The 24105-nt window shown below is 70.9% G+C and carries 23 protein-coding genes; 15 read left to right on the plus strand and 8 right to left on the minus strand.

Features of this window, described 5'->3' with window-relative positions; genetic code table 11:
- Positions 1-9: 9 nt before the first annotated feature.
- Together mshB and CM1CMNOD_RS03715 are read left to right on the plus strand one after the other, a co-directional pair.
- Complete coding sequence (mshB, locus tag CM1CMNOD_RS03710) at positions 10-900, plus strand: N-acetyl-1-D-myo-inositol-2-amino-2-deoxy-alpha-D-glucopyranoside deacetylase (RefSeq protein WP_050803673.1); 891 nt, start codon at positions 10-12, stop codon at positions 898-900.
- An 85-nt stretch (positions 901-985) separates the two neighbouring features.
- Positions 986-1387, plus strand: a complete 402-nt coding sequence (locus tag CM1CMNOD_RS03715) for a DUF6113 family protein (protein WP_237702981.1) — start codon at positions 986-988, stop codon at positions 1385-1387.
- 151 nt (positions 1388-1538) lie between these two features.
- On the opposite strand, the gene CM1CMNOD_RS03720 is transcribed toward CM1CMNOD_RS03715, so the two are convergent.
- Together CM1CMNOD_RS03720 and CM1CMNOD_RS24305 are read right to left on the minus strand one after the other, a co-directional pair.
- The gene (locus tag CM1CMNOD_RS03720) at positions 1539-2459 is read right to left on the minus strand and encodes a transglutaminase-like domain-containing protein (RefSeq protein WP_013872330.1); all 921 of its coding nucleotides are present in this window, start codon (positions 2457-2459) and stop codon (positions 1539-1541) included.
- On the minus strand, positions 2456-2719 hold the full coding sequence (locus tag CM1CMNOD_RS24305; RefSeq protein WP_013872331.1) for a hypothetical protein: 264 nt from the start codon (positions 2717-2719) through the stop codon (positions 2456-2458). Before CM1CMNOD_RS24305 ends, CM1CMNOD_RS03720 begins: the two co-directional genes overlap by 4 nt.
- A gap of 87 nt (positions 2720-2806) precedes the next feature.
- Between CM1CMNOD_RS24305 and fdxA the strand changes: the two genes are divergently transcribed.
- Together fdxA and dapC are read left to right on the plus strand one after the other, a co-directional pair.
- Positions 2807-3130, plus strand: coding sequence for a ferredoxin (gene fdxA / locus CM1CMNOD_RS03730; RefSeq protein WP_013872332.1), 324 nt, complete (start codon positions 2807-2809; stop codon positions 3128-3130).
- A gap of 56 nt (positions 3131-3186) precedes the next feature.
- Positions 3187-4608 (plus strand): succinyldiaminopimelate transaminase, encoded by a 1422-nt coding sequence (gene dapC / locus CM1CMNOD_RS03735; RefSeq protein WP_083828427.1) that lies wholly within the window; start codon positions 3187-3189, stop codon positions 4606-4608.
- A 299-nt stretch (positions 4609-4907) separates the two neighbouring features.
- Here dapC and CM1CMNOD_RS03740 read toward each other — a convergent pair whose 3' ends face one another.
- Positions 4908-5180: a FitA-like ribbon-helix-helix domain-containing protein gene (locus CM1CMNOD_RS03740; protein WP_013872334.1), complete on the minus strand. Its 273-nt coding sequence runs from the start codon at positions 5178-5180 to the stop codon at positions 4908-4910.
- Between the two features lie 231 nt (positions 5181-5411).
- On the opposite strand from CM1CMNOD_RS03740, the gene CM1CMNOD_RS03745 reads away from it, so the two are divergent.
- Both CM1CMNOD_RS03745 and dapE read left to right on the plus strand, forming a co-directional pair.
- On the plus strand, positions 5412-6257 hold the full coding sequence (locus CM1CMNOD_RS03745; protein WP_043604797.1) for a 2,3,4,5-tetrahydropyridine-2,6-dicarboxylate N-succinyltransferase: 846 nt from the start codon (positions 5412-5414) through the stop codon (positions 6255-6257).
- Positions 6258-6320: 63 nt separating this feature from the next.
- Positions 6321-7454, plus strand: coding sequence for a succinyl-diaminopimelate desuccinylase (gene dapE, locus CM1CMNOD_RS03750; RefSeq protein ID WP_013872336.1), 1134 nt, complete (start codon positions 6321-6323; stop codon positions 7452-7454).
- A gap of 99 nt (positions 7455-7553) precedes the next feature.
- Here the strand turns inward: dapE and CM1CMNOD_RS03755 are convergent, their stop codons facing one another.
- Entirely contained in the window at positions 7554-8315 is a 762-nt protein-coding gene (locus tag CM1CMNOD_RS03755) for a tyrosine-protein phosphatase (protein WP_013872337.1), read from the minus strand.
- 526 nt (positions 8316-8841) lie between these two features.
- Positions 8842-9801, minus strand: coding sequence for a dihydropteroate synthase (folP, locus tag CM1CMNOD_RS03760; protein ID WP_083828140.1), 960 nt, complete (start codon positions 9799-9801; stop codon positions 8842-8844).
- A gap of 222 nt (positions 9802-10023) precedes the next feature.
- Between folP and CM1CMNOD_RS03765 the strand changes: the two genes are divergently transcribed.
- The 3 genes from CM1CMNOD_RS03765 (at position 10024) to CM1CMNOD_RS03775 (ending at position 12776) form a co-directional block, all read left to right on the plus strand.
- The gene (locus CM1CMNOD_RS03765) at positions 10024-10497 is read left to right on the plus strand and encodes a DivIVA domain-containing protein (protein WP_013872339.1); all 474 of its coding nucleotides are present in this window, start codon (positions 10024-10026) and stop codon (positions 10495-10497) included.
- Between the two features lie 362 nt (positions 10498-10859).
- Entirely contained in the window at positions 10860-11027 is a 168-nt protein-coding gene (locus CM1CMNOD_RS03770; RefSeq protein ID WP_013872340.1) for a DUF3117 domain-containing protein, read from the plus strand.
- 114 nt (positions 11028-11141) lie between these two features.
- Positions 11142-12776 (plus strand): leucyl aminopeptidase, encoded by a 1635-nt coding sequence (locus CM1CMNOD_RS03775; RefSeq protein ID WP_237702982.1) that lies wholly within the window; start codon positions 11142-11144, stop codon positions 12774-12776.
- A 253-nt stretch (positions 12777-13029) separates the two neighbouring features.
- Here the strand turns inward: CM1CMNOD_RS03775 and CM1CMNOD_RS03780 are convergent, their stop codons facing one another.
- Positions 13030-13695 carry an O-methyltransferase gene (locus CM1CMNOD_RS03780; RefSeq protein WP_013872342.1) on the minus strand — a complete coding sequence of 222 codons (666 nt, stop codon included), beginning with the start codon at positions 13693-13695 and terminating at the stop codon, positions 13030-13032.
- Positions 13696-13864: 169 nt separating this feature from the next.
- On the opposite strand from CM1CMNOD_RS03780, the gene sigE reads away from it, so the two are divergent.
- From sigE to tatB, 4 genes are all read left to right on the plus strand, one after another.
- Positions 13865-14764 (plus strand): RNA polymerase sigma factor SigE, encoded by a 900-nt coding sequence (gene sigE, locus CM1CMNOD_RS03785; protein ID WP_013872343.1) that lies wholly within the window; start codon positions 13865-13867, stop codon positions 14762-14764.
- Positions 14761-15723 (plus strand): anti-sigma factor family protein, encoded by a 963-nt coding sequence (locus CM1CMNOD_RS03790; protein WP_013872344.1) that lies wholly within the window; start codon positions 14761-14763, stop codon positions 15721-15723. Before sigE ends, CM1CMNOD_RS03790 begins: the two co-directional genes overlap by 4 nt.
- A 1012-nt stretch (positions 15724-16735) precedes the next feature.
- Positions 16736-17824, plus strand: a complete 1089-nt coding sequence (locus CM1CMNOD_RS03795; RefSeq protein WP_237702984.1) for a S1C family serine protease — start codon at positions 16736-16738, stop codon at positions 17822-17824.
- A 346-nt stretch (positions 17825-18170) separates the two neighbouring features.
- Positions 18171-18821, plus strand: a complete 651-nt coding sequence (gene tatB / locus CM1CMNOD_RS03800; protein WP_013872346.1) for a Sec-independent protein translocase protein TatB — start codon at positions 18171-18173, stop codon at positions 18819-18821.
- A gap of 156 nt (positions 18822-18977) precedes the next feature.
- On the opposite strand, the gene CM1CMNOD_RS03805 is transcribed toward tatB, so the two are convergent.
- Positions 18978-20123, minus strand: coding sequence for an Mrp/NBP35 family ATP-binding protein (locus CM1CMNOD_RS03805; RefSeq protein ID WP_013872347.1), 1146 nt, complete (start codon positions 20121-20123; stop codon positions 18978-18980).
- 391 nt (positions 20124-20514) lie between these two features.
- Between CM1CMNOD_RS03805 and CM1CMNOD_RS03810 the strand changes: the two genes are divergently transcribed.
- Positions 20515-20973 carry a MarR family winged helix-turn-helix transcriptional regulator gene (locus tag CM1CMNOD_RS03810; protein ID WP_083828429.1) on the plus strand — a complete coding sequence of 153 codons (459 nt, stop codon included), beginning with the start codon at positions 20515-20517 and terminating at the stop codon, positions 20971-20973.
- Between the two features lie 4 nt (positions 20974-20977).
- Here the strand turns inward: CM1CMNOD_RS03810 and CM1CMNOD_RS03815 are convergent, their stop codons facing one another.
- Positions 20978-21880: a PHP domain-containing protein gene (locus CM1CMNOD_RS03815; protein WP_043604810.1), complete on the minus strand. Its 903-nt coding sequence runs from the start codon at positions 21878-21880 to the stop codon at positions 20978-20980.
- Positions 21881-22369: 489 nt separating this feature from the next.
- Between CM1CMNOD_RS03815 and CM1CMNOD_RS03820 the strand changes: the two genes are divergently transcribed.
- The gene (locus CM1CMNOD_RS03820; RefSeq protein ID WP_013872350.1) at positions 22370-24073 is read left to right on the plus strand and encodes an alkaline phosphatase D family protein; all 1704 of its coding nucleotides are present in this window, start codon (positions 22370-22372) and stop codon (positions 24071-24073) included.
- Positions 24074-24105 lie beyond the last annotated feature (32 nt).

Raw genomic sequence — 24105 nt, forward strand, 5'->3', positions numbered from 1 at the left:
CGGCGGGTCATGTTCGTGCACGCGCATCCCGATGACGAGGTGATCGGGACGGGTGTGACCATGGCGTCCTACGCGGCGGCGCCGGACACCACGGTCACCCTGGTCACCTGCACGCTGGGGGAGATGGGCGAGGTGCTCGTCCCGGAGTTGGTCAACCTGCGGTCGGATCTCGGCGACCAGCTCGGCGGATACCGGATGGGGGAGCTGGCTGCGGCCTGCGCGGCGCTCGGTGTCAGCGACCAGCGCTTCCTCGGCGGGGCTGGCCGCTGGCGGGACAGCGGCATGATGGGGACCCCGGGCAACGACGACCCACGCTGCCTGTGGCGGGCCGACCTCGACGTCGTCACCGCCGCGCTCGTCGGCATCGTCCGGGAGGTCCGTCCGCAGGTGCTCGTCAGCTACGACGCGAACGGCGGCTACGGGCATCCCGACCACATCCGCGCCCATCAGATCACCGTGCGTGCGTTCGACGCGGCGGCCGACCCGGATTTCACGCCCGAGGCCGGCTCACCGTGGCAGCCGCTGAAACTGTACGAGACGGCTCTGTCGCGGTCAGTGCTCCAGGCTGGGATCGACTACTTCCGGTCGTCGGGCACCGGCCAGGAACTGCTCCCGGGAGTGGAGTCGGCCGAGGACGTGCCGACCACAGTGCCGGACGAGGCCGTCACCACCGAGATCGAGGCGAATCCCTACTATGAGGCGAAGGTCGCGGCGATGCGGGCGCACGCCACCCAGATGACAACGGATGGTTTCTTCTTCGCGCTGGCGGACGGTATCGGCCATCGCGCATGGGGTACCGAGCACTATGTCCTCACCAGGGGCAGGCGAGGGCCGGGTGCCGGGCCGTACGGGCGGGAGACCGACCTGTTCGCGGGGGTGGATCTCGATGTCCGTGACTGAGCGCCGAGCCGGCCGGGCGAGTGGAGTGGGACATGGCCAGGGCGGCCGTGCGGGCGGGGGGCACATGGCCGGTGAAGATCTTGAAATGTCCCGCTTATTCCTGGGGTCGGCCTACACGTTCGGTGCCTTCGGAGGGCTCGCGCTAGGCCTCTACGGGGTGTTCCTCGTCCCCGCGGGCCCGCGTCCCGGTGGGGTGCTGCTGTCGGTCGGCATCGCCGTTGCCATGGTCGGGAACACCGGCCTGGCGGTGCTGGCGCGCTGGCTGACCGGTACCCGGCTCGGCGCTGTGATCCCGCTGGCCGGCTGGGTGCCGATCGTGCTGTGGCTGGCTGCCGCGCGCCCCGAGGGGGACCTGCTGCTGCAGGCCAAGGCCGCTGGATACCTGTTCATGGTTCTCGGCGCACTCGCGCCGGTGGTCGTGGCGATGATCGGGCTGCCGCCGCGCGGCCTGTCCGCCGTGCCGCTGCCCGGTCCGCGCAACCAGTGACCGCCGCGGGCCGGGCCTGGCCGGTCCGGTTCGGTCCGGTTCGGTTCGGACACGGTCGGTCTTCCCGTCTTCCCAGTTTTCCGGCCCTGCCGACTCGCCGCGGGGCTGGCCGAGCCGGCCCCGAGCAGTTTCAGGGCTGGTCCGGAGCGGGCTAGTTCAGGCGTGCCCGGGCGGCGTGCGCGGCCTCGCGGGCGGCCGCCGCGGCGGCCGGTTCCAGCGGCCCGACCGCGTCGGCGAACGCCGTGAGATCCTCGGCGCCGCCCAGGAAGTCGCCGAGACGGACGAGCAGTTCCCCGCGTTCCCGGCGCAGGTGCACCGGGTGATGGGGCAGCAGCAGGGACAGCTCGACGGCCCACAGCCGCGTCGTGGTGGCCTCCGTCCGGGCAGCCCAGACCCGAATGTTGCCCAGCACCCGCATCAGCAGATCCACCGGGCTCATCGGCGCGAGGTACGCGCGGGTGAACGGCACCCCGGTGGAGCGGACCCGTTCCGCGGCCTCGTGCACCGTGATCAGCCGGCCGCCGCAGAACGGGTCGACCAGGACGTTCCGGCTGGGCGAACCGATACCGACGATGACGTGCCCGGGCAGCCCGACGGGATAGGCCGGGATGCCGAGGCGGCGGGCGACTTCCACCCAGACCACGGACAGCATGATCGGCAGACCGCGCCGGCGGCGGAGTACCGAGCTCAGCAAGGAGGCGTACAGGCTGTCGTAGTCCGTGGGATCACCGTGGAATCTGCCCCGTACGCCGAGCGACTGCCGCAGGATCTCGGCGGCGGTGCGCACGTCCAGGCCGGCGAGTGTCTGGCCGGCGGTCGGCCCTTCCGCCGTGCCGGCCGCGCCACCAGCGCCGCCGGCCGGGCCGCCAGGACCGCCGACGCTGTCGGGATCCCGCACGGTGACATCGGCGAGACGGCCGGTCTGCGCGGCCAGCGCGTCCAGCTGGGCGAGCTCCCGCACCGGGTCGAGGCCCGGCTCGGCCTCGGCCTCGATCAGCAGGCAGGCCAGGCCGAGATCGACGGGCTCCTGTCGGACGGCTTCGGCAAACTGGCGTCGTGTCCGTATGGTCATTGCGGGTTCGCCTCCGTCTGCCCCGCGGCCTGCTCCGAGCTGGACCGGCGTACCGGCTGTGGCGGGACCCGCCGCCCGGCGACCAGATCTGTTTCGGCGACTCTCACGATAGAACCGTCCCTGGTGCGTATCGTCAGGCAGTGATCGGTCCAGGACAGCAGCTCCCCCACGACGTCGGTCAGTGGCAGGGGCCCGGCGACCCGTCGGCGGATCGATACCCTGGCGCCGGCGTCAGCAGGAGTGATACGGACGACATACACGACAAGCGAACGCCCTTGGTGTCGACACGGAACCGTTCAGGTCGATACTAAGGAATCAGTCGCCCGTGAGCCGAGGAGGAACAACCGGTGACCTACGTCATCGCGGAGCCTTGCGTCGATGTGAAGGACAAGGCCTGCATTGAGGAGTGCCCGGTCGACTGCATCTACGAGGGCGGACGGATGCTTTACATCCAGCCTGACGAGTGCGTCGACTGCGGAGCGTGCGAGCCCGTCTGCCCGGTGGAGGCCATTTACTACGAGGACGACGTGCCTGACCAGTGGAAGGGCTTCGCGGACTCGAACGCCCTGTTCTTCGAGGAGCTCGGCTCGCCGGGCGGGGCGTCGAAGGTGGGGGCGCTCGACTTCGACCCGCCCAGCGTCGCCACGTTGGCGCCGCAGGCCGAGTCCTGACCGGGCCCGTGGGGCCTGCCGCGGCCACCGGGCTTCGGCAGGCCCGTCACCGCCGTGTGCGGCTGCCTGACTTCCCCTGGGACGCGCTGACCCCGTTCGCGGAGAAGGCCCGTGCCCATCCGTACGGGCTGGTCGACCTCTCCGTCGGCACACCAGTGGACGCGACACCGCTGGTCGTTCAGCATGCCCTGGCCGCGGCGGCCAACGCGCCGGGCTATCCGACGACCGCGGGCACGCCCGAGCTGCGGGATGCCGCCGCCGGTTGGCTGGCGCGCCGGCTGGGCGTGATCGTCGACCCGTCCGCCGTGCTGCCGGTGATCGGGACGAAGGAACTGGTCGCGCAGCTGCCCGGCCAGCTCGGGCTCGGCCCGGGAGACCGGGTCTGGATCCCGACCCCGGCCTATCCGACGTACGAGGTCGGCGCCCTGCTGGCCCGCTGCGAACCTGTCCTGGGTCCGGCGGACGGCGTGGGGCTGGTGTGGCTGAACACCCCGGCCAACCCGTCCGGGCGGGTACTGACCGTGGACGAGATGCGCGCCGTCGTCGGCTGGGCGCGGGAGCACGGCATCGTCGTTGCCAGCGACGAGTGCTACATCGAGCTGGGCTGGGAGGCCCGTCCCGTCTCGGTGCTGCATCCGGACGTCTGCGGCGGCTCGCACGAGGGGCTGCTTGCCGTCCACTCGCTGTCGAAACGGTCGAACCTCGCCGGCTACCGGGCCGGATTCGTCACCGGGGATCCCCGGCTGGTGGCGGGCCTGCTGGAGGTCCGCCGGCACGCGGGCGCGATGCTGCCCACACCGGTCCAGGCCGCGATGACGGCCGCCCTGGCCGACGACATGCACGTTGCCGAGCAGCGGGCGCGATACGCCAACCGCCGGGCCGTGCTCGCGGCGGCACTGGCGGTCGCCGGCTTCACGATCGAGCACAGCGAGGCCGGGCTCTACCTGTGGGCGACCCGCGGCGAGGACGCGTGGGCCACCGTGGACGCGCTGGCTACGGTGGGTGTACTCGTCGCCCCCGGGGTGTTCTACGGTGAGGTCGGCCGCCGGCACGTGCGGATCGCCCTGACCGGGCCGGACGCGCAGATCGCCACCGTTCCGGAACGGATGGCAGTGCTGCCGCCGCCGCAGGCTCCCGCGCCGTCCGTGGGGGGATATCGCCCCGACGCCCGTACGACCGGGGCACACCCGGTGACGGCGCCTTCCTCGGCGCCTTCGTCGGCGGCCCATCAGCCGTCCGCACCTCGTCCGCCCGCGGGCCAGCCGGTACGGGGCCCGCAGCCCAGCTCCACTGGCACGGGAGCGCTTCCCGTCGCGACCTGGCCCACCTACGACGCCCCCGGCTACAGCACCTCCGGCCATGACAATCCTGCCTACGACAAGGCTGCCTACGACAAGGCTGCCTACGACGGTGCCGGTTACGACGGCAACGGCGGGCACGGCGTCCAGGTCACAACAGAACCACCAGACATCCGGTAACCCCCAAATTGTGCCTTTGGCACAATTTGGGGACCCCTACCTCTTTGGTTGGTCGTGGTGGGTGGCTCGCGGATCGCCTGTTGACGATCCGCGAGGGGGCGTAGCGGACTGTGTTATGTCTTCGGTATGCAGCGGGGGCGGGGGTTGCTAATCCGGTCCGGGCCGGCCGGTAGCTGAGTATGGATGTGAATCCGGTGTTGTGATGACAGCGACGGATTCACATCCTTTTGTGTCTTTTGGGATGGTTTGCGGGGCCAGAACGCGTCGTTGGGCCTTCTGAGCTGGTTGTGGTGGGTGGTTCACGGGGTTGTGAAGGCGCGGCGGGGGCCGATGGTCCTGGCCAGCCGGAGGTCCGGGGTGGTGAGCCTGGTGTCCAGTGACTCGGCGAGTGCCACGCACCATCCGTCGTACGCGGTGATGTTCTCCCGTAGTTCCCACACCCGGGTGGCGAACGGCTCGTACAGCTGGGACCGCAGATACTCCTGCAGGGAACGGTCGCTGAGCGCGGCCCGGGCGGCGAGTTCGTCACGAGTCTCGTCGGGGACGTCCCGAATTGTGATCGCGGTGACCATAGCAGCAGATGGCAAGCGGGTGGCCGGTGGGCGCCGACGTCGTGTCAGCGGCCTGCTGGCGGTCTTCTGGTCATCTTCCGAGGAACTTCTGGTGTGTCTCCGGGCCGCGATGTGGGGATCTCCGTCGGATGGGCCGACCATGCTCCCAGGCCGGCCTGGGAGGGGCCGGAGGAGCCAGCCGGGGAGTCAACCGGTTGGGCAGCCGCTGGCCGCCTCGTTAAGGTCGTGACCGTGAGCACCTCGGTTACGGTTTCTGACACCGCCATCGATCCCGTCATCGACACGTTGTGGGAGAACCCCGACGCGTCCGAGGCACCGGACGGCCGTCCCGTGTACGACGTTGTGGTCGAAGCGGTCAATCTGTTGGACACGGGGAAGGCGAGGGTCGCCCACGTCGCCGACACCGGTGAGGTCGTCGTGGACGAGCGGGCCAAACGCGCCATCCTGATCGCCTTCCGGGTACTGCCGATGGCCGAGTCCGCCGCCGGCGACTTCCATTACCACGATCGTGTGCCGTTGAAGACGTCCTTCGACGGGGTACGGGTGGTGCCGGGTGCGATCGTCCGCTGGGGCGCATATGTCGAACCGGGCGCGGTGCTCATGCCGAGCTACACCAACATCGGCGGATACGTCGGAGCCGGCACCCTGGTCGACACCTGGGCGACGGTCGGCTCCTGCGCGCAGATCGGCCGTCGGGTGCACCTGTCCGGCGGCGTCGGCATCGGCGGGGTGCTGGAGCCGCCGAACGCGAAGCCGGTGGTGATCGAAGACGACGCGTTCATCGGCAGCCGGTGCATGGTCGTGGAGGGCGCGCGGGTACGTCGCGGCGCGAAGCTCGGCGCGGGCGCGATCCTGACCGCGTCCACCCATGTCTTCGACGCGAACACCGGCGAGGAGTACCCCCGGGGCGAGATCCCCGAGCGGGCGGTCGCGGTCGGGTCCAGCCGGGTGAAGTCGTTCCCCGGCGGGGACTACGCGCTGCCGTGCGTCCTCGTGCTGCGGACACTCGCCGAAGGGGAGATCCACGACAAGCTCGCGCTCAACGACGTCCTGCGGGAGCACGGTGTCGCCCCCTGAGCCGGGGAGACGAGGCAACGGGGAGAGATGCCGACGGGGAGACGAAGCGACGGGGGCCCGGGCATGCGCCTTGATCTGAGCCTGTCGGCGACGGAGCTGACCCGCGCTGTCGTCGACATCCCCTCGCCGAGCGGGGCCGAGAGTACGCTCGCGGACGCGGTCGAGGAGGCCCTGACCGGCCTCGGCGGGCTGCGGGTGGACCGTGACGGCGACGCGGTCGTGGCCCGGACCGAGCTGGGCCGGCAGACCCGGGTGCTGCTCGCCGGGCATCTGGACACCGTTCCGATCGCGGACAACCTGCCCAGCCGGCTGGCGGACGGGCACCTGTACGGATGCGGCACCTCGGACATGAAAGCCGGGGTGGCCGTGATGCTGCGGCTGGCGGCCGTCCTCGCGGGCTCCGTGGGGTCTGTCGGTACCGCCGCGTCCACGCCGTCCGTGGGTTTCGTTCCCGCGCACGACGTGACCTGGGTCTTCTACGACAACGAAGAGGTCGACGCCGTCCGCAACGGCCTGCGCCGCCTGGCCGCGAACCATCGGGACTGGCTGGACGCCGACCTTGCGCTGCTCCTGGAGCCGACGTCGGGCGAGATCGAGGCCGGCTGCCAGGGCACCCTGCGGGTGGCCGTCACGGTGCCGGGACGCCGGGCGCACTCGGCCCGGTCATGGCTCGGGGAGAACGCGATCCACCGGGCCGCGCCGCTGCTGGAACGGCTCGCCAGCTATCAGCCGCGGACGGTGACGATCGACGGCTGTGTCTACCGGGAGGGTCTCAACGCCGTGCGGATCACCGGCGGCGTGGCCGGCAACATCGTTCCGGACGTGTGCGAGGTTCTGGTCAACTACAGGTTCGCTCCGGACCGTGACGTTGCCCAGGCGCTCGACCACGTCCGGGAGACCCTGGACGGGTTCCCGGTGGAGCTGACCGACAGCGCGGCCGGTGCGCTGCCCGGGCTGACCGCGCCGGCCGCGGCCGCGTTCGTCCGGGCGGTGGGGCGCACGCCCGTCGCCAAGTACGGCTGGACGGACGTGGCCCGGTTCGCGGCCCTCGGCGTCCCGGCGCTCAACTATGGCCCGGGCGATCCCAATCTGGCTCACACCCGGGACGAACACGTCGAACTGGAGCTGATCGACACCGCTGAGGACGTGCTACGCCGCTACCTGACCGGGCCGGCCGCCGGTCCCGGCCGGCCGTGAGCGCGCCGGCGCGTCTCGAAGCCCGGTCCGGACATCCGATGGCCGATTCGCGTCAGCGTCATGACGCGAATCGGTTGTACGAAGGATCGGCCGTACGAATCAGCCGGTCATGCCCGTAATACCCGGGGCGAGGCCGACGCGCAGCGCGTCGATGATCGGTGTGGGTATGCCGGTCGAAGTCGCCCAGGTCAGGGCACCGCCGTTTCGTGACCGCAGCAGGTCGAGGAATATGTCCATGGTCTGGGCCTGTAGCAGCGCCGGGCCGAGCCCGGTCGTGCTCGACGCGCCGTACAGTGGATTCTGTTCCAGCCGGGCGACGATGTGGTGCGCATGGTGGTTGCTGCGCAGGAAGTCCCGTGCGATCTCGTCGTTCCTGACCCCGACCAGGCTCAGGAGAATGGCTGCTATGAGACCGGTCCGGTCCCGGCCGGCGGCACAGTGAAAAAGGACGGGGATGTTCCTGTCCAGGGAGTCGGCGATGATGCCGAAAACCTTCCCGATGGTGGGTGCGCCTTCAACGAGGTTCTTGTAGTAGCCTTCGGCGAGTGCCACGGGATCGCGACCGTCGGGAAACGGCTCGCGGCCGATCCGACCCTCCGGCATCACGGAGAGATGGTATGTCTCGAGTTCCGGGAAGATGCGCTGGTCCTGGAGCCCGTCGCCGTCGGCCTCCTCGGCTGTTCGCAGGTCGATGATTACACCGATTCCCACTCCGTCCAGGAGGTAGCCGCGATCGCTCGTCGACAGGCCGTGCAGTGCGTCCGACCTGAACACGAGCCCGTGCCGGGTAGCCTGATCGTCGTCCAGAGCCAGTCCACCAAGATCCCGGAAGTTGAACAGGCTGTCGAACTCGAAGGACACTGGTCAGCCCCCTCGACATGTATGAAAAGATCTTGGCGTCCGGTGGCAGAAGTGAATCCTACCCCAGGGCCGGGGTCCGCGAGGTGTCCGTTGAAATGACATCCGACAACAAGTGGTGGACGTGGGCGGGTGGTCTGGAATATGTCATGACCCGACGGCGCCGGAGAACGACCGTCCGCCACTCGTTGCCTTCGTGCCGGATGCTGGAACTCCGCACCGTACCTGGCGCCGGCCCGAAGTCGAGCCCGACTCCAGGTTGCGCGTGGCCGCGGGCTGGCGGCATCCCGGCACCCGGCAATCAGAGCGGATCCGGCTCGTGGTGACATACGGGATTCACATCCACAACCATTCCGTAATAATCAGGCCAAGAATAGGTGGCGAAGCGGCGGCATCGTAACGTCCGAGGAGGTGTGTCGGGAATCGGACAGCCCGGTCCTCGTGACGGGCTCCGGGATGGCCCCGGAACGGGCCTGCCGTAACGCGAGGACACGGACGGACGGCGGACCGCGTCACGTTCGGCCCGGCGCTACGCGAGAGCCCGGCGCGAGACGGCGAGATCGCGGGTGCCACGGATCGCCGCCACCGTCTCCAGGATCTTCCGGGTCGGTGCCACCTGGTGGGCCCGGAAGATCCTGGCGCCGAGCCACGCGCTCACCGCGGTCGCGGCCAGGGTGCCTTCCAGCCGGTCCATCACAGGGCTGTCGAGGACCTCGCCGATGAAGTCCTTGTTCGACAGCGCGACGAGCACCGGCCATCCGGTGGCGACTAGTTCGGGCAGCCGGCGGGTCGCCTCCAGAGAGTGACGACTGTTCTTGCCGAAGTCGTGCCCGGGGTCGACGATGATGGCCTCGGGTCGCACACCGAGCGCTCTGGCGCGTTCGGCGAGCCCGGTCGTCGTGGCGACGATGTCGGCGACCACGTCGTCGTAGGTGACCCGGTGCGGGCGGGTACGCGGCGGCTGGTGCCCGGAGTGGGTGCAGACCAGGCCCAACCCATGTTCGGCGGCGACCTCTGCGAGCCGGGGGTCGACGCCGCCCCACGCGTCGTTGAGCAGGTCGGCGCCCTCGGCCGCCACGATCCGGCCGACCTCGGCGCGCCAGGTGTCAACGCTGATCACGATGTCGGGGTGCCTGGCGCGGACCAGCGCGACGAACCCGCCGACCCGGCGCAGTTCCTCGGCCGCGTCGACATGCTCACCAGGGCCGGCCTTGACCCCGCCTATGTCGACGATCCGGGCGCCTTCCGCGATCGCGCGGTCGACGGCGGCCAGCGCCTTGCGCTCGCCGTAGGTGGCGCCCCGGTCGAAGAAGGAGTCCGGTGTCCGGTTGACGATCGCCATGATCACCAGGTCGGCCGGGTGGAACGTCGACGAACCGAGCCGCAGGTCACCGCCACAGCCCGCGGGGAGCACCGGGAGGGGGTCGGCCGGTGCTCCGGAAGTGTTTGGTGCTCCGGGAGCAGCGGCGGTTTCGACGTCGGTGGACATCCAGGCCAGCTTAACCGGTCACCCGCCCACGGACCGCCACGCGACCGTGGGCGGGAGCCCGCGCCCCGGTCGTTGGGCCAACGCCACGGCCTGGCCGCCGCACGGGCGTGAGCAGGGGCCGGCGCGCATCGCGGACCTCTCCGAGCGGCCCGGCAACCGTGTACGCATGTGGACGGGGTGGCACATGCGGCGGAACTCTGCCGACCGTGTAACGATCGTTGGGTGTTGCTCGCTGTCGAGATCGTGGTTGTCGCCGCCATCGTCTTCGCCGTCGCGGCCCTGGCGGTGGGCAGGTTCGACCGGTTGTCGCCCGCTCCGCGCGACGCGGCTGACCAGCGCCTGCCGTCACCGACGGTGTCCGCGGACGATGTGGCCGGTATCCGGTTCGAGATGGCGCTGCGGGGATACCGAATGGCTGACGTGGACGCCGTGCTCGCGCGCCTTGCCAGCGAGCTTGCCTGGCGCGACGCCGAACTCGCGCGACGGGACGAGGAGATGGTCCGGCTGGCCTCCTTCGCCCGACTCGATCGCTACCCCTGGTCCGCCCGGGGCGCGGACCAGGGCGGTTGGGGAGGCCAGGCTGAGGGCCCGGACACCGCGGACACCCACCAGCCGACCGACACCGCCGGCACACGGCGTCCGTCGAACACCCCGGACAGCCCGCACAGTTCCCTGCCCGCGCCGCCATCGGGCTGACGCCCACCAGCGGCCGTACGCTGGAGGGTTACTGGCTACCTGCCCGCGCCGGGCCGCCTGCCTGCCAGGCCCTGGATGCGGCGTGGGGCTTGGGGCTGCTTGTGGGGCTGCTGTCGTGTCGCACCGCCGTGGGTGGCGTGCGGGCGACACTGTGGTGGCTTTCCCGTCGTCCGCGGTGTCCTTATCGTGGGTGTTGATTTGAATCGTGTTCTTGTTGGTGGTCCGGGGGTGTCTTTGGTGGTTTGCGGACCTGTCGGCCTGTGTCTGTTGTGGCGCTGCGGGGTGACGTGTTTCGGTTCCCGGCCTGTTCTCCGGGATAATCGCTGGTGGTAGCAGGTCCGACGGCAGGAAGAGGTGCACCGATGGCGGCCATGAAGCCGCGGACGGGTGACGGTCCGCTCGAGGTCACCAAAGAGGGGCGCAGCATAATCATGCGCGTCCCGCTCGAAGGGGGTGGCCGTCTCGTGGTGGAGCTGTTGCCTGACGAAGCGAAAGATCTTGGGGACGCGTTGAAGTCGGCGGCCGGCTAAGCGTGCGCAGCCAGCGTGTCTGACGTTGTGGACAGCAGTTGGGCTGCTGCCCGCCCACCGATTGTGAGGCCGTGGGCCGGTGCCCCGCTGGACGCCGGTGCGCCGGTCCTGGCTTTGCTGACCCTCCCGCGGGAGGATGCGGGTGCGTTCGCGGTGGTCACCCCGGCCGGACGCGCGGTCGGCGAGTCGCTCGGCATAGATCTTGATCTTCTGCTTGCCGGGGAACGCGCCAGCGGCGACCAGGCCGAGGTGATCGCTATCCCGTTGGGGCGTGCTGCCAGCCCACGTAAGTTGCTGCTGGTGGGAGCCGGCAGGCGGGACGCGGCGGCGTGGCGGGCCGCCGGTGCCGCGCTGGCTCGCCGGGCCGGGCCGGCCAACCGGGCCGCCGTGCTCGCGGACGCCCACGCCGGTGTCGACGCCGCCGCCGCGCGGGCCTTTGCCGAGGGTCTGGCGTTGGCCTCCTACCGACCACTTGCCGCTTCCGGGCGCCCGACCGCCGCGGTGGGTGAGGCGAACGCCCCGCGTGGCACAGCGGGGCACGCCGATGGCCTCGGCGCCGGCAGCGCCACCGTCGAGCCAGCCGCTGCCAGGCCTGCCACTGTCGAGCCTGCCACCGTCGAGCCGGTCGCTGCCGGCACCGAGGCTGCCGCTGGTGCCGGGTCCGACGTCGCCGACGAGCCGTCGAAGATCCTGCGGGAGGTGACTCTCATCGTCGCGGATCCGCAGGACGCCGATCTGCGAGCGTCGCTCGCCGCCGCCGACGCGACCGCTCGTGCCGTCCACCTCGCCCGTGATCTGATCAATACGCCGAGCCTGCTGAAGTCACCGGCCTGGTTCGCCGACCGCGCGGTCGAGCTCGCCCGGGCCGCCGGCCTCGACGTCGAGGTACTTGGCCCCGACGAACTGGCCGACGAGGGCTTCGGTGGGCTGGTCGCGGTGGGTGCGGGCTCGACGCGCCCACCGCGGCTGGTGCGGCTGACGTACAACGGCCCCGCGACGGCCGGGCAGCGGACGCCGGTGGACGCCCGGCACGTGGTGCTGGTGGGCAAGGGGATCACCTTCGACTCCGGTGGCCTGTCGCTGAAGCCCGCGACGTCCATGACCGCCATGAAGACCGACATGTCCGGCGCGGCGGCCATCCTCGCGACCGTGGTGACGCTGCCTGCCCTGCGGGCTCCCGGACGCGTCACCGCGCTGCTCTGCCTCGCCGAGAACATGATCGACGGGGGTGCGCTGCGGCCCGGGGACGTCATCTCCTGCTGGGGCGGTACCACCGTCGAGGTGCTCAACACCGATGCCGAGGGGCGTCTGGTGCTCGCCGACGGGCTCGCCTACGCGGCCACCCTGGCACCGGACGCGATCGTCGACCTGGCGACCCTCACCGGCGCGATCGCGATCGCCCTGGGCCGCCGGACGGCCGGCCTGTTCGCCTCGGACGAGGTCCTGGCCGATCAGCTCTCGTCCGCGGCGGCGGACGCGGGCGAACGGGTGTGGCGTCTCCCGCTGGTCGAGGACTACCGGCCGGCGCTGGAGTCCACCGTGGCCGACCTGGCGAACACCGGTACCGCGCTGAACGTCTCCGGCGGGTCGATCACGGCCGCGCTCTTCCTGCGGGAGTTCACCGGTGGCCTGCCCTGGGCGCACCTGGACATCGCCGGCACCGCCCGGTCCGACTCCGACGACGGTGAGATCAGCAAGGGCGGAACGGGCTGGGGCGTACGTACTCTCCTGGCCTGGCTGGCCTCCTGAGCCCTGCCATGATGTTGCCGGCAGCCCGGTGACCTATGCCGATACGGCATAGGTCAGGTCCGGCGCGGGTCGTGTCCGACGGATGTCCCATCACACGGGAAGCCATCTGGATCATCGGCCGGGTAAACCGGCATCCGTCCGGAACGGCCCGGTCGCGCGAAGGTGCGGAAAACACGAAGGACGAAAAAACCGGCCTGAAGCCGGCCTGGCCGCGCGAGCGGCAGAAACAGCCTGGCCGAACGACCGTCCCGGTCTAACCGACCGGTGAGGACTTGGCGACCACGGCGACCAGGAGGCCGCCGTTGCCCGTGGTCAGGAGCATGGGGGTCAACCGGCTGTCGTCGCGGACGGCGGTGACCAGCTCCCGGGCCGCGGTGGTCTCGGCGTCGCGGGCGTCGGGGTCGGCAACCCGTCCGCCGGCGAGCGCGCCGGTGAAGACCACGATGCCGCCCGCCCGTAGCAGCCGGAGGGCCTGGTTGAAGTAGTCGGTGGCCTCACGCTGGTCCCCGTCGCAGAAGACCAGGTCGTAGGCGCTGTCGGTGAGCCTGGGCAGGACGTCGAGCGCGCGTCCGGTGATCAGCCGGCTGCGGTTGGGCGCCATGCCGGCGTCCGCGTACGTACGGCGGGCCAGCCGCAGGTGCTCCGCTTCGACGTCGATGGTGGTCAGGGTCCCGTCCGGACGCATCCCGCGCAGCAGCCAGGTACCGGACACGCCGGTACCTGTCCCAATTTCGACAACTGTGCGGGCTGCCACAGAGGCGGCAAGGAAGCGCAGGATGGAACCGGTGCCCGGGGCGACCGGGACGATACCGACCTCCTCGGCGCGGGCTCGGGCAGCCCGCAGGGGAGGGTCTTCCAGAAGGAAGCCCTCCGTGTATGCGGCGGTCGGATCGACGGCCCCGGTGACTGTGTCGGGCATGACATAGGCAGCCTACGGGAACGCCGGGTGCTGATGGCGCGTTCGTCTTGGCAACGCGCCTCGTGTCGGGGATGGATCGAGGGGAGAACAGCCGGTGTCCGCTGCGGGTTTTGCCGCGCCATGGCCGGCGCGTCGGGTACGTTCGTCTCGAACCGATCGAGAGGCGGCTGTGAACGGACAGGACGCGCGCCTGGCCACGTTCACGTCTGGCCGGCCGGCTCCACCGCGTCCGGCCTCGGACGAGGAGGTCACCGGGTCTGTCGCGGCCGATGTCGCTGGCGCGGTCGGTAGCGATCCGGCCGCGTGGGTGCCGCCCACGTGGGAAGAGGTCGTACGGGACCACGGTAACAGGGTGTACCGTCTTGCCTACCGTCTTACGGGTAACGCCCACGACGCCGAAGACCTCACCCAGGACGTCTTCGTGCGTGTGTTCCGGTCGTTGGCGGACTACACACCCGGCACCTTCGAGGGCTGGCTCCACCGAATCACCACGAACCTCTTCCTGGACCGGATGCGGCGCCAGCAGAAGATTCGTTTCGACGCGCTGCCGGACGACCCCGAGCGGCTGGCCGGCCGCGAGGCGAGCCCTGAGGCCGTCTACGCGGAGTCGCACTTCGACGCCGACATCGAAGGCGCGCTTGCCGCGCTCCCGCCGGACTTCCGGGCCGCGGTCGTTCTCTGCGACATCGAACAGCTCTCCTACGAGGAGATCGCGCAGACCCTGGGAGTGAAGCTCGGCACGGTCCGCAGCCGGATCTCCCGGGGACGCGCGATGCTGCGGCAGGCGCTCGCCGACCGGGCACCGCGCTCCTCGGTCTCCTCGGCCACGGCCGGGGAAGCGGCGCTGCTGGCCGCGGTCGATGAGCCGGTCGGGGACGCGGCCGTTTCCCCGATGGTACTGACCGGGCCGCAGGCCCCGCTCGCCGCCGATGCCCACGCCCTGGCTGATGACGGGGCGCGCCGGTCACACCGATCGCACCGGATCGCTCGCCGGACGGCGGCGCCGAACGTACAGCCGACCACGGCGAATGTGGGCGGTGCAACGTCCACGCCGGAGCGGCAGGCGTGAGCGGACACCACCTTGGTGAGCGGATCGCTCAGCTGGTCGACGAGCAACTCGACCACGACGACCGGGACCGTGCCCTGGCGCACCTCGCCCGCTGTCCCGCCTGCCAGTGGGAGGTAGCCGAACTGCGTCGTCTCAAGGCGCGGTTGGCAGCGCTCGGCGGCCCTGTGCTGCCGGGTTGTGTGGCGGACCGGCTGCTGCGGATGGCCGTGGCCGCCATCCCCACCCGGTTCGCCGCGGGCACTCCCTCCGTGGCAAGCACCCCCTTCGTCACGGACACGGGTGTCCCTTTCGTCGCGGACAACGGCCGGGCGCATCCGGCTGGCCCGGCGCTGCCAGCCGGTCCGGGGTTTCCGGCTGATCCGGCGGTTCCCGTCGGCTGCCCGGTCGCACAACTGCCCGCCGACCCCCTTGGAACGTTCCATTCTGATCACTCCCACCGCTGGGGAGACACCCGCACCGCTGGCTCGACGTGGTCGACGTGGTCGACGCCACAGACACATGTGCCCACCGGGAGGCGGACGTTCACGATCGGGCAGGCCGTCGCGGTCTCGCCCGCGTCCCTGTCGGGGACGTCGACGAAGGACGGCCGGAGGACGGCCGGATGGCCGGCCCGCCCACGGATGACGCCGCGCGTGACCATGCCGGTCACCGGTGGCCGGCGTCCGCCGTCCGGGCCGGTGGACCCGCGTGTACGCGCGGCGCACCGCCGTAGCCGCGCCAGGCGCACCCTGGTGGGCTCGGCGGCCGTGCTGCTCTTCGCCGTCGCGGGAGCCGCGTTCGGGGAGGTGCGTGCCCCCGGCGGGCTGCCCGCGTCGTCGACCCGTCCGGTTGTGGTGCCGGTGGTACAGCCGAGCCTTGCCACCGGCGTCACCGAGATCAGGGTCAGCCGCCTGCTGCCGGCGGCCGCCGTGGTGTCCGTGCCAGTCAGCGTGCGACGCCCTCTCGCCAGCAAGCCGTAGGCGGAAACCGGCACCCACGCGGCGAAAGCCACTTAGGGCGCGTCTGACGGATGTTCGATCGCGCGAGCGGCGCCCAGGCGACCAACATCCATCAGACACGCCCTGACAGCCGAAGGCACCGTGGCTGGGAAGAACCTCTGTCCGTATGACGGACGTCACCTACGCTGCCCCGGCAGTCCGGGAGCCGCGCCGCAGGCCGTACGGTGGTAGGCGCGTGAGCGGTGCGCTATGGTCATCCGCCTGCGGGTGTCACGGCGGTTGACGGCGACTCAGCTCGTCTCCGAACACGTTCCGGAGCCGGTCTGCTGAATATCGGTGGCTATGCCGGGCTTTCCAACGCGTCGCGAGGAGCGACTCGCGGCGGGTACCGGAGCCAGGCGACGATCCGGAGGGCAGGCCCCAGTGGCGGTCGGGAGGCGAAGCGGTCATGAGTAGCGGCAGCGAGAACGTCGCCATCCCCTCGCACTCCGGACCCGTCACGGGGTATCCGCCGCAGGCGGGATCCACCGCGAGCGTGTCCGCTGGCCTGGGGTCGGGCGGGGCGAAGCAGGAGTTGCCGGAGCCAGGTCATATCACCGGAATGACGTATTCAGGTACACAACGCGATACGAGCCGACTCGGTGGCGCTGTTGGTGGGCCGTCCGACCCGCCGACCAATCCGTGGTGGGCCCGCCCGGCGTCGGCGCCGATGTCGGTTGCCGGTGCCGGGAGGCCCGGCGCTGCCGCGCCGCAGACCGGATTCCGGCGGCCGGCCGGTGCCCAGTGGTGGGGCGCTACCGCGCGCACGGGCGTCAGCGCCGGCCCGGTGGCCGCCGACGTCACGACTGCCGAGGGCGCCGCGGGCGGCGATGCAGCAGCCGCTGTCGGTCCTGCCGGCGGCAGCGCATGGGCGGGTGATCACGCCGCTGCCGCCGCTGTGCTGGCCGACGTCGGGTATCCGGGCCGGACGGGTAGGAGGCGGGGGGCTGCGCCAGTAAGATTCCGCCGCCTTTCGTCGCTCCCGGTGACGGCGATGCTGCTCGCGGGGCTGCTCGGTGGGGTGGTCGGCGGCGTGATCGGCGCCTACGGCGCGTCCGGTAGCGACCACGGCCAGACGGCATCGTCCGCGTCCGCCTCGCCGGACGCGGCAGGCGGCACGTCAGCCCCGGGTGAACGCAGCGTCCCCGTCTCCGTCATTGCCGCGCGGGTGCTGCCGTCCGTGGTCACGATCAGCGTGGTCACCCAGGCCGCGACCGCGACCGGTTCCGGTGTGATCATCAGGCCGGACGGCTACATCCTGACCAACAACCACGTGTTGGCCAATGTCACCGCGCGAGCGCGCGTCTCGGTGACCCGCTACCAGAACCTGCAGCCGATTCCGGTGGAGATCGTCGGTCGTGATCCCCGGACCGACCTCGCCGTCATCCGGATCCGGACGGCCGACCCGCTGCCCGCGGCGACGCTGGGACGTTCCGGATCGCTCGTGGTCGGCGCGCCCCTGATCGCCATCGGCGCGCCCCTGGGGCTGGCCGGGACCGTGACCACGGGCATCGTCAGCGCACTGGACCGTGACCCGACCGTACCGGTGGAATCCGGCGGGGAGTCGCTGCTCATCGGCGCGATCCAGACCGACGCGGCCATCAACCCCGGCAACTCGGGCGGCCCGTTGCTGGACGGGAACGGCCAGGTCATCGGGATCAACACCGCGATCGCGACCGTGCCCGGTGGTTACGGTGAGCGCGGCACGTCCGGGAACATCGGTGTCGGTTTCGCCATCCCGATCGACTACGCGAAGTCGGTGGCCGATGAGATCATCCGGACCGGGCGGGCCACCCATCCGCACATCGGGGTGTCCGCGGTCACGGTTACGGCGAACGCCGCCGCGGCCGGGGCGTCTTCCGGCGCCCTGGTCCGTGGCGTCGAGGCCGGGGGGCCGGCGGCGCTGGCCGGGCTGCGTCCCGGCGATCTCATCACCAGGATCGGAGACATCGCCGTCGGCAACATCAACGATCTGATCACGGCGAGCCGGGCGCACCGGGTCGGCGAACGGATCACTGTGACGTTCGAGCGGGACGGCCGGGCGCAGGCCGCCCAGGTGACCCTGCAGGAGCAGTCCGGCTGACCGTGCGGCCCTGACCGGTCATGGCCAGATACCCGTGTCCGGTAGTTGATGGTGGGTGAAGCATGGGCGATGCTCGGAGCTTCGGGAACGGCCCCGGAACTTCCACCTCAGAACTTCCACCTGGAACTTCTACCTGGAACTTCAGCCCTGGAGCTGTTGTGACGATGGCTGTAACGATGACGGCATTGTGGCAATGGCGGCATTGTGACGACGGCGACATGGCGGGTGGTCGTCCAGGTGTTGCCCGTCTGGCTGAAGCTCGATCGGGCACGTTCTGGGCAGTGGTTGGCCGGTGGGTGTTGGGAAGCGTGTTTCGTTGATCGTGATGGCAGGGTAGTGTGAGGCTGTGTTCAACGGCGTCGGATGGGGCGAGATCGCTGTCCTGATGGTGATCGGCCTCTTCGTGTTCGGCCCGGAGCGGTTGCCCAAGGTCGCCCGTGACGCGGGCCGGCTGCTGCGCCAGATCCGCCAGGCCGCCACCGGGATGCGCGATGAGCTGCGCTCCGAGCTCGGCCCGGAGTTCGCCGACCTCGATCTGCGGACTCTGCACCCCAAGACCTTCGTCCGCAAGCATCTGCTCGAGGACGACGATCCGTTGCTTCCGCCGTACCTGTCCAAGCGGACGTCCTTCGACAAGATGCTCTTCGACGACGACTCCGATGCTCTCCCCGGGGCGGCGGAGCCGCCTCGTCCACGGCTTTCCTACGACTCAGGCTCCTATGAGGACGCCGCCATCCAGGTGAAGCCCACCCTGTCGCTGACCAAGGCGTCGTCGAACGAAACGTCCCTGGCGAAGCCGTCGTTGACCAAGCCGTCGTTGACCACATCGTCGTCCGGCTCCGTGTCCTCCACCTCCCTGACGAAGACCATCTCCGGCAGCCCGGGCCGATCGGGCCTGGAGGTGTCCTCCGGGGCGGGCGGTGACGCCCCCGCGACCGGTGGCGGCACCGCGGCCGGCCAGCCGCCGGCCGCGCCGTTCGATACCGACGCGACCTGAGCTCCCGACCCGTCCAGCAGGGCGTTTGACCGGCGGCCCAAGAGGCCCGTTCAGAAGACAGCCGCGTTCCAGCGTTTTCGCGAACTACGACCTCACCTTGCAGATCACCGATGAAGATCGGCTAGACCGGCTAGATCTTGGCCGGACTCGGGTGGGTCAGCGCTGCCGGGTCGGGGTGAGGCCGAGGGAACGGCCGGCCAGTCCGCGGGAGCGGGACGACAGGCGTTCGGCCACCCCCCGGAGGATCTTCCCCGCTTCGGAGTCCGGATCGGAGATCGCCAGCGGAACGCCGTTGTCCCCGCCTTCCCGCAGCCGGACGTCGATCGGCACCTGCGCGAGCAGGGGCACCTCGTGCCCGAGGACCCGGCTGAGACGCTCGGCCACGGCTATGCCGCCGCCGGAGCCGAAGACGTCCACCCGCCCGTCACAGTGCGGACAGGGCAGCCAGGCCATGTTCTCGACCACGCCGACGACGTTCTGCCGGGTCTGGACCGCCACGGTGCCGGCCCGCTCCGCGACCTCGGTCGCGGCAAGCTGCGGAGTGGTGACCACAAGAAGTTCGGAGGACGGCACGAGCTGCGCCAGCGAGATCGCGATGTCACCGGTGCCCGGGGGCAGGTCGAGCAGCAGGACGTCGAGGTCGCCCCAGAACACGTCCGAGAGGAACTGCTCCAGCGCGCGGTGCAGCATTGGGCCACGCCACGTAACAGGTTGATTTCCTCGAGTGAACATGCCGGTGGAAATGACCTTGACGCCATGTGCCTGCGGCGGCATGATCATTTTTTCGACCTGGGTGGGCGGACGGTTCACGCCCAGCATCCGGGGGATCGAGTGCCCGTAGATGTCGGCGTCGAGGACGCCGACCGACAGCCCGGAGCGAGCCATCGACGCGGCCAGGTTGACCGTCACCGACGACTTGCCGACGCCGCCCTTGCCGCTGGCCACCCCGTACACCCGGGTCAACGAGCCGGGCTGGGCGAACGGGATCGCCCGGGTGGCGGTCCCCCCGCGCAGCTTCGTGTGCAGGGCGGTGCGCTGCTCGGCCGTCATCACCTCAAGACGGACCCGCGTACCCCACACGCCCGGTACCGCGGTGACCGCCCGCTCGACCCGAGCGACGATCTCCTCACGCATCGGGCAACCCGCGACCGTCAGCAACACCACGACTTCCACGGTGTTGTCATCGGTGACGCGTACCGACTCGACCATGTCCAGTTCGGTGATCGGACGCCCGATCTCAGGGTCGAGCACCGTTGCGAGAGCTGCCTGGATCGCGTCCGCGCTAGGCCGGGAAGCAGACAAGAGAACCTCGACCGGTCTGTGTGATGGTGCGTGCGGCTCCTGCCTACACGCCTGCACGTCCACCATAGCCGTAGGTCCAGCCCGGACGCGTCCGACGAGGTCCGAACCTGGCCGCTTCCGGTGCGGGCGGAGCGGGGACGGGACGAGCGGCTGCCGGCGGTGCGCCGACCAGCACACTGGCCCAGCCGGGCCGTCCATGATCTTCCACGGGCCGTGCACGGCTGTCGAGAGGTGATGCGCTGGCTGTCAACCTGGCAGAGTCGGTCAAATTGTCGATCATCTGACATCCCTGGCGAGTCCGGGCCCGCTCCCATACCGCCGACGTACTCTGATCCACGTGACGGTGGACGAGCAAACAGTGGAACAGGAACCGCTGGTCGACCCGCGATCGATGCGCGCGTGGCGCCAGTTCCTGCGAGCTCATTCCTACGTTACCCGCAAGCTGGAAAGCGACCTCGAAGCCGAGCACCATTTGCCGCTGGCCTCCTACGACGTGCTGGTGCAGCTTTCCGAGGCGCCGGAAGGCGCGCTGCGGATGAACGAGCTCGCGGAGGCGGTGCTGCTGTCACGCAGCGGACTGACCCGGTTGGTCGACCGGCTGGAACGTGAGGGCCTGGTCGAGCGCCGCTCGTGTCCGTCGGACGCGCGGGGGACGCTGGCCACCCTCACCCCGGAAGGCCGCCAGCGGCTGCGGGTCGCATCCCGGACCCATCTCGCCGGGGTGTCCAAACACGTGACCAGCCATTTCAGCCCTGACGAACTGGACACACTCGCAGACCTGCTGGGCCGGCTCGACCATTACCCACCCGCGCGGCAGCCACCGGGCGGCGGCTGCGGCCAGGGCGCGTAGCCGGTCAGCGGTTCGGTGCCGGGCCGGTCGCTGGCTGGTCCTGGCCGGTCAGCGGTTCGGTGCCGCGGCCCGCGGCGACCAGCGCGTCCAGCGCCTGCCGGGTGGTCGTCTCCGCGCCGAGCGACTGGGGTTTGCTCGCTCCGTGGAAGTCGCTCGCGCCGGTGACGATCAGATCCAGGTCCGTGGCCAGCTGGCGTAGCCGGGCGCGCGCCTCCGGGGTGTGGTCGGGATGGTCCACCTCCAGGCCGCCGAGGCCGTCGCGGGCCAGCCGCGCGATCACGTCCGGGCCGATGGTCGCGCCCCGCCGGCTGGCGAACGCGTGCGCCAGCACGCTGACCCCGCCGGCGTCGCGGACGAGACGGATCGCCTCGGCCACGTCCGGTTCGTCCTTGTCCACCCAGTAGCGGCCGCCGGCGCCGATCCAGGCGGGGGTGAAGGCATCCTGGACGCTGCCCACCAGACCGGCCTCGACAAGCGCCTCGGCCACGTGCGGGCGTCCGACCACGCCGTCGGCCAGGGCGCGGACCCGCTCCCAGGCCACCGGATGGCCGTCGGCGGCCAGCTTCTCCACCATGCGCTGGGCGCGGGTGACCCGTTCGGCGCGCAGCCGGGCCCGGACCTCGGCGAACACCGGCTCGACCGGGTCGAACAGGTAGGCGAGCAGGTGCAGGCTCACCCAGCGGTCGCGGCCGACCCGCACCCGGCAGGAGATCTCCGCCCCCGGCAGCAGGGTGAGGCCGGCGGGCAGCGCCGCCGCGGCCTCGGCCAGGCCCGCGGTGGTGTCATGATCGGTGAGCGCGATGGCGGCCAGGCCTGACGCGGCCGCGAGGCGGACAACGTCGGCGGGCGGCAGCAGGCCGTCCGACGCCGTCGAATGGGTGTGCAGGTCGGCTGCGTCCGCCGGGATCGCCGGATGCGTGTTCAGCCCGCCCTCCCTTTCCGTCCGCGGACCTGCCCCTCTCACGGGCCTTTCCCGCCCGCGGGGCATGCCCGGAGCAGGAGCACATGCGCGGGATCACATATGTGGAATCACATGTGTGGAGGCGGGCGCGGAACACCGGTTTCCGCCGGGCCACCCGCCCACAATATCCGTTCGGCATCCGATCGACGGTGCCCGTCTGCCGTATCCGTATCCGCATCCGCTTTGCCGGCGTCCGCCTCGGTGACCCGCAGCGTTCGCCTGTGGTTTTCCCTGGATCACTTTCCGCTGTGACCGGGTCGCCGCTGACGTCCCGGTACTGTGACGGTCGGCCCCGTGACGACGGCGGGCCTCGTGGCTCCTGGATGCTCCGGGCAGGATTCTGGGCGGGATGTTGTGAACAGGACTTCGGCAGGCAGGGGCACTTCGGCAGGCAGCGGTACTCCGGCGGGCGGGAGCGCCGCGGATACCGGCCCCGTGGCTGGCGGCTCGGACGGTACGGACGCCGGCCCGCACCGGCGGAGCCTGGCCGGCGTCGCGTCCCGGCGAGGTTTTCTCGCGGGCGGGGCGCTGCTGCTGGCGGCCGTGGGCTGCTCGGACGGCGGGCCGTCCGGGGGCGGTACGCCCGCACCGCCGCGCCCGACCGGGCGGGCGACCCTGCGGCCGGCGACCCCGATCCCCGGCGTCGGTGACGGGGTGTTCTCCCTCGGTGTGGCCAGCGGCGATCCGCTGCCCGACGGGGTGATCCTGTGGACGCGGCTGGTGGCGCCGCCCTCGGGTGGCACGCCGCTGCCCAGCGGCGACATCCCGGTCGACTGGCAGGTCGCCACGGACGAGAAGTTCGCCGACGTCGTCGCGGCCGGGACGCAGGCCGCCACGCCGGGGCTGGCGCACTCGGTGCATGTCGACGTCCGTGGCCTGCAGCCGGGCCGGGCGTACTTCTACCGGTTCCGCGCCGGCACCGTGCTGAGCCCGGTCGGCCGGACCCGCACCGCGCCGGCCGCCTCGGCGGCGGTGTCGAGCCTGAGTTTCGCGCTGGCGAGCTGCCAGGACTTCCAGAACGGCTACTGGCCGGCGTACAACGCGATCGCCACCGACAATCTTGATCTTGTCGTCCACGTCGGTGACTACATCTACGAGTACGACCCGAACAGCCGGTTCCCGGACCGCCGTCACACCGCCCCGGCCACCCCCGGGCTCAACCAGCTCCGGACCCTCGACGACTACCGGAATCGCTACACACAGTACAAGTCCGATCCCGCTCTGCAGGCCGCGCACACCGCCGCGCCCTGGGTGGTCGTCTGGGACGACCACGAGACCGAGAACGGCTACGCGGGCCTCACCGACGAGTCCGGCGACACCGGGGACAAGCACCAGGACCCGGCCGCGTTCGCCCGGCAGCGGGCCGCCGCCTACCAGGCGTACTACGAGCACATGCCGATCCGGGTCGGCTACGTCCCCGGCTCACCGGACCTGAGGATCTACCGCCGGTTCACCTTCGGTGATCTGCTCACCCTCAACATGATGGACACCCGGCAGTACCGCACCCCGCAGCCCGGCCGGGCGTCCCAGGACATCGGTGACGCGTCGCTCGGGGAGAACAACACCGCCGGGACGATGAGCGGCGCTGAGCAGGAGGCCTGGCTCATCGACGGCCTGCGGGCGTCGTCCACCCGGTGGAACGTGATCGCCCAGCAGACGATGATGGCCCAGCTGCACGCGCGGATCGCAGCCGGTCTCGGTGACGTCCTCACCAATCTTGACCAGAACGACGGCTACGTACCGTATCGCACCAGACTGCTGTCCGCCGTCCGCGACAGCCGGGCGCGCAACCCCGTGGTGCTCTCCGGCGACATCCACTCCGCGTGGGTGAACGACCTGCGGGTCGACTTCAACCGGCCGGAGACGCCCGTGATCGGCACCGAGTTCGTCTGCACGTCCATCAGCTCGGGGTTCCTCATGGTCAGCGACGACCTCGTCCGGATGAACAACCGGCTGCTCAACCCGCATGTGCGCTACTTCCGCGGGGACCGGCGCGGCTACACCCGCGTGCACGTCACCCCCGGGGAGTGGCGGGCCGAGATGCGGGTGGCCGAGACGATCGAGCGCCGGGACGCGCCGGTCACCACCGACGCCACCTGGGTGGTCGAGGACGGCCGTCCCGGCGCCCAACTGGCCTGAGCGCCGCCGCCCCTGGCACGGGGGCCGGGCCC

It is taken from the genome of Protofrankia symbiont of Coriaria myrtifolia (genome assembly GCF_900634755.1).
In the GTDB taxonomy this organism is placed as follows: Bacteria; Actinomycetota; Actinomycetes; order Frankiales; family Frankiaceae; genus Protofrankia; species Protofrankia coriariae.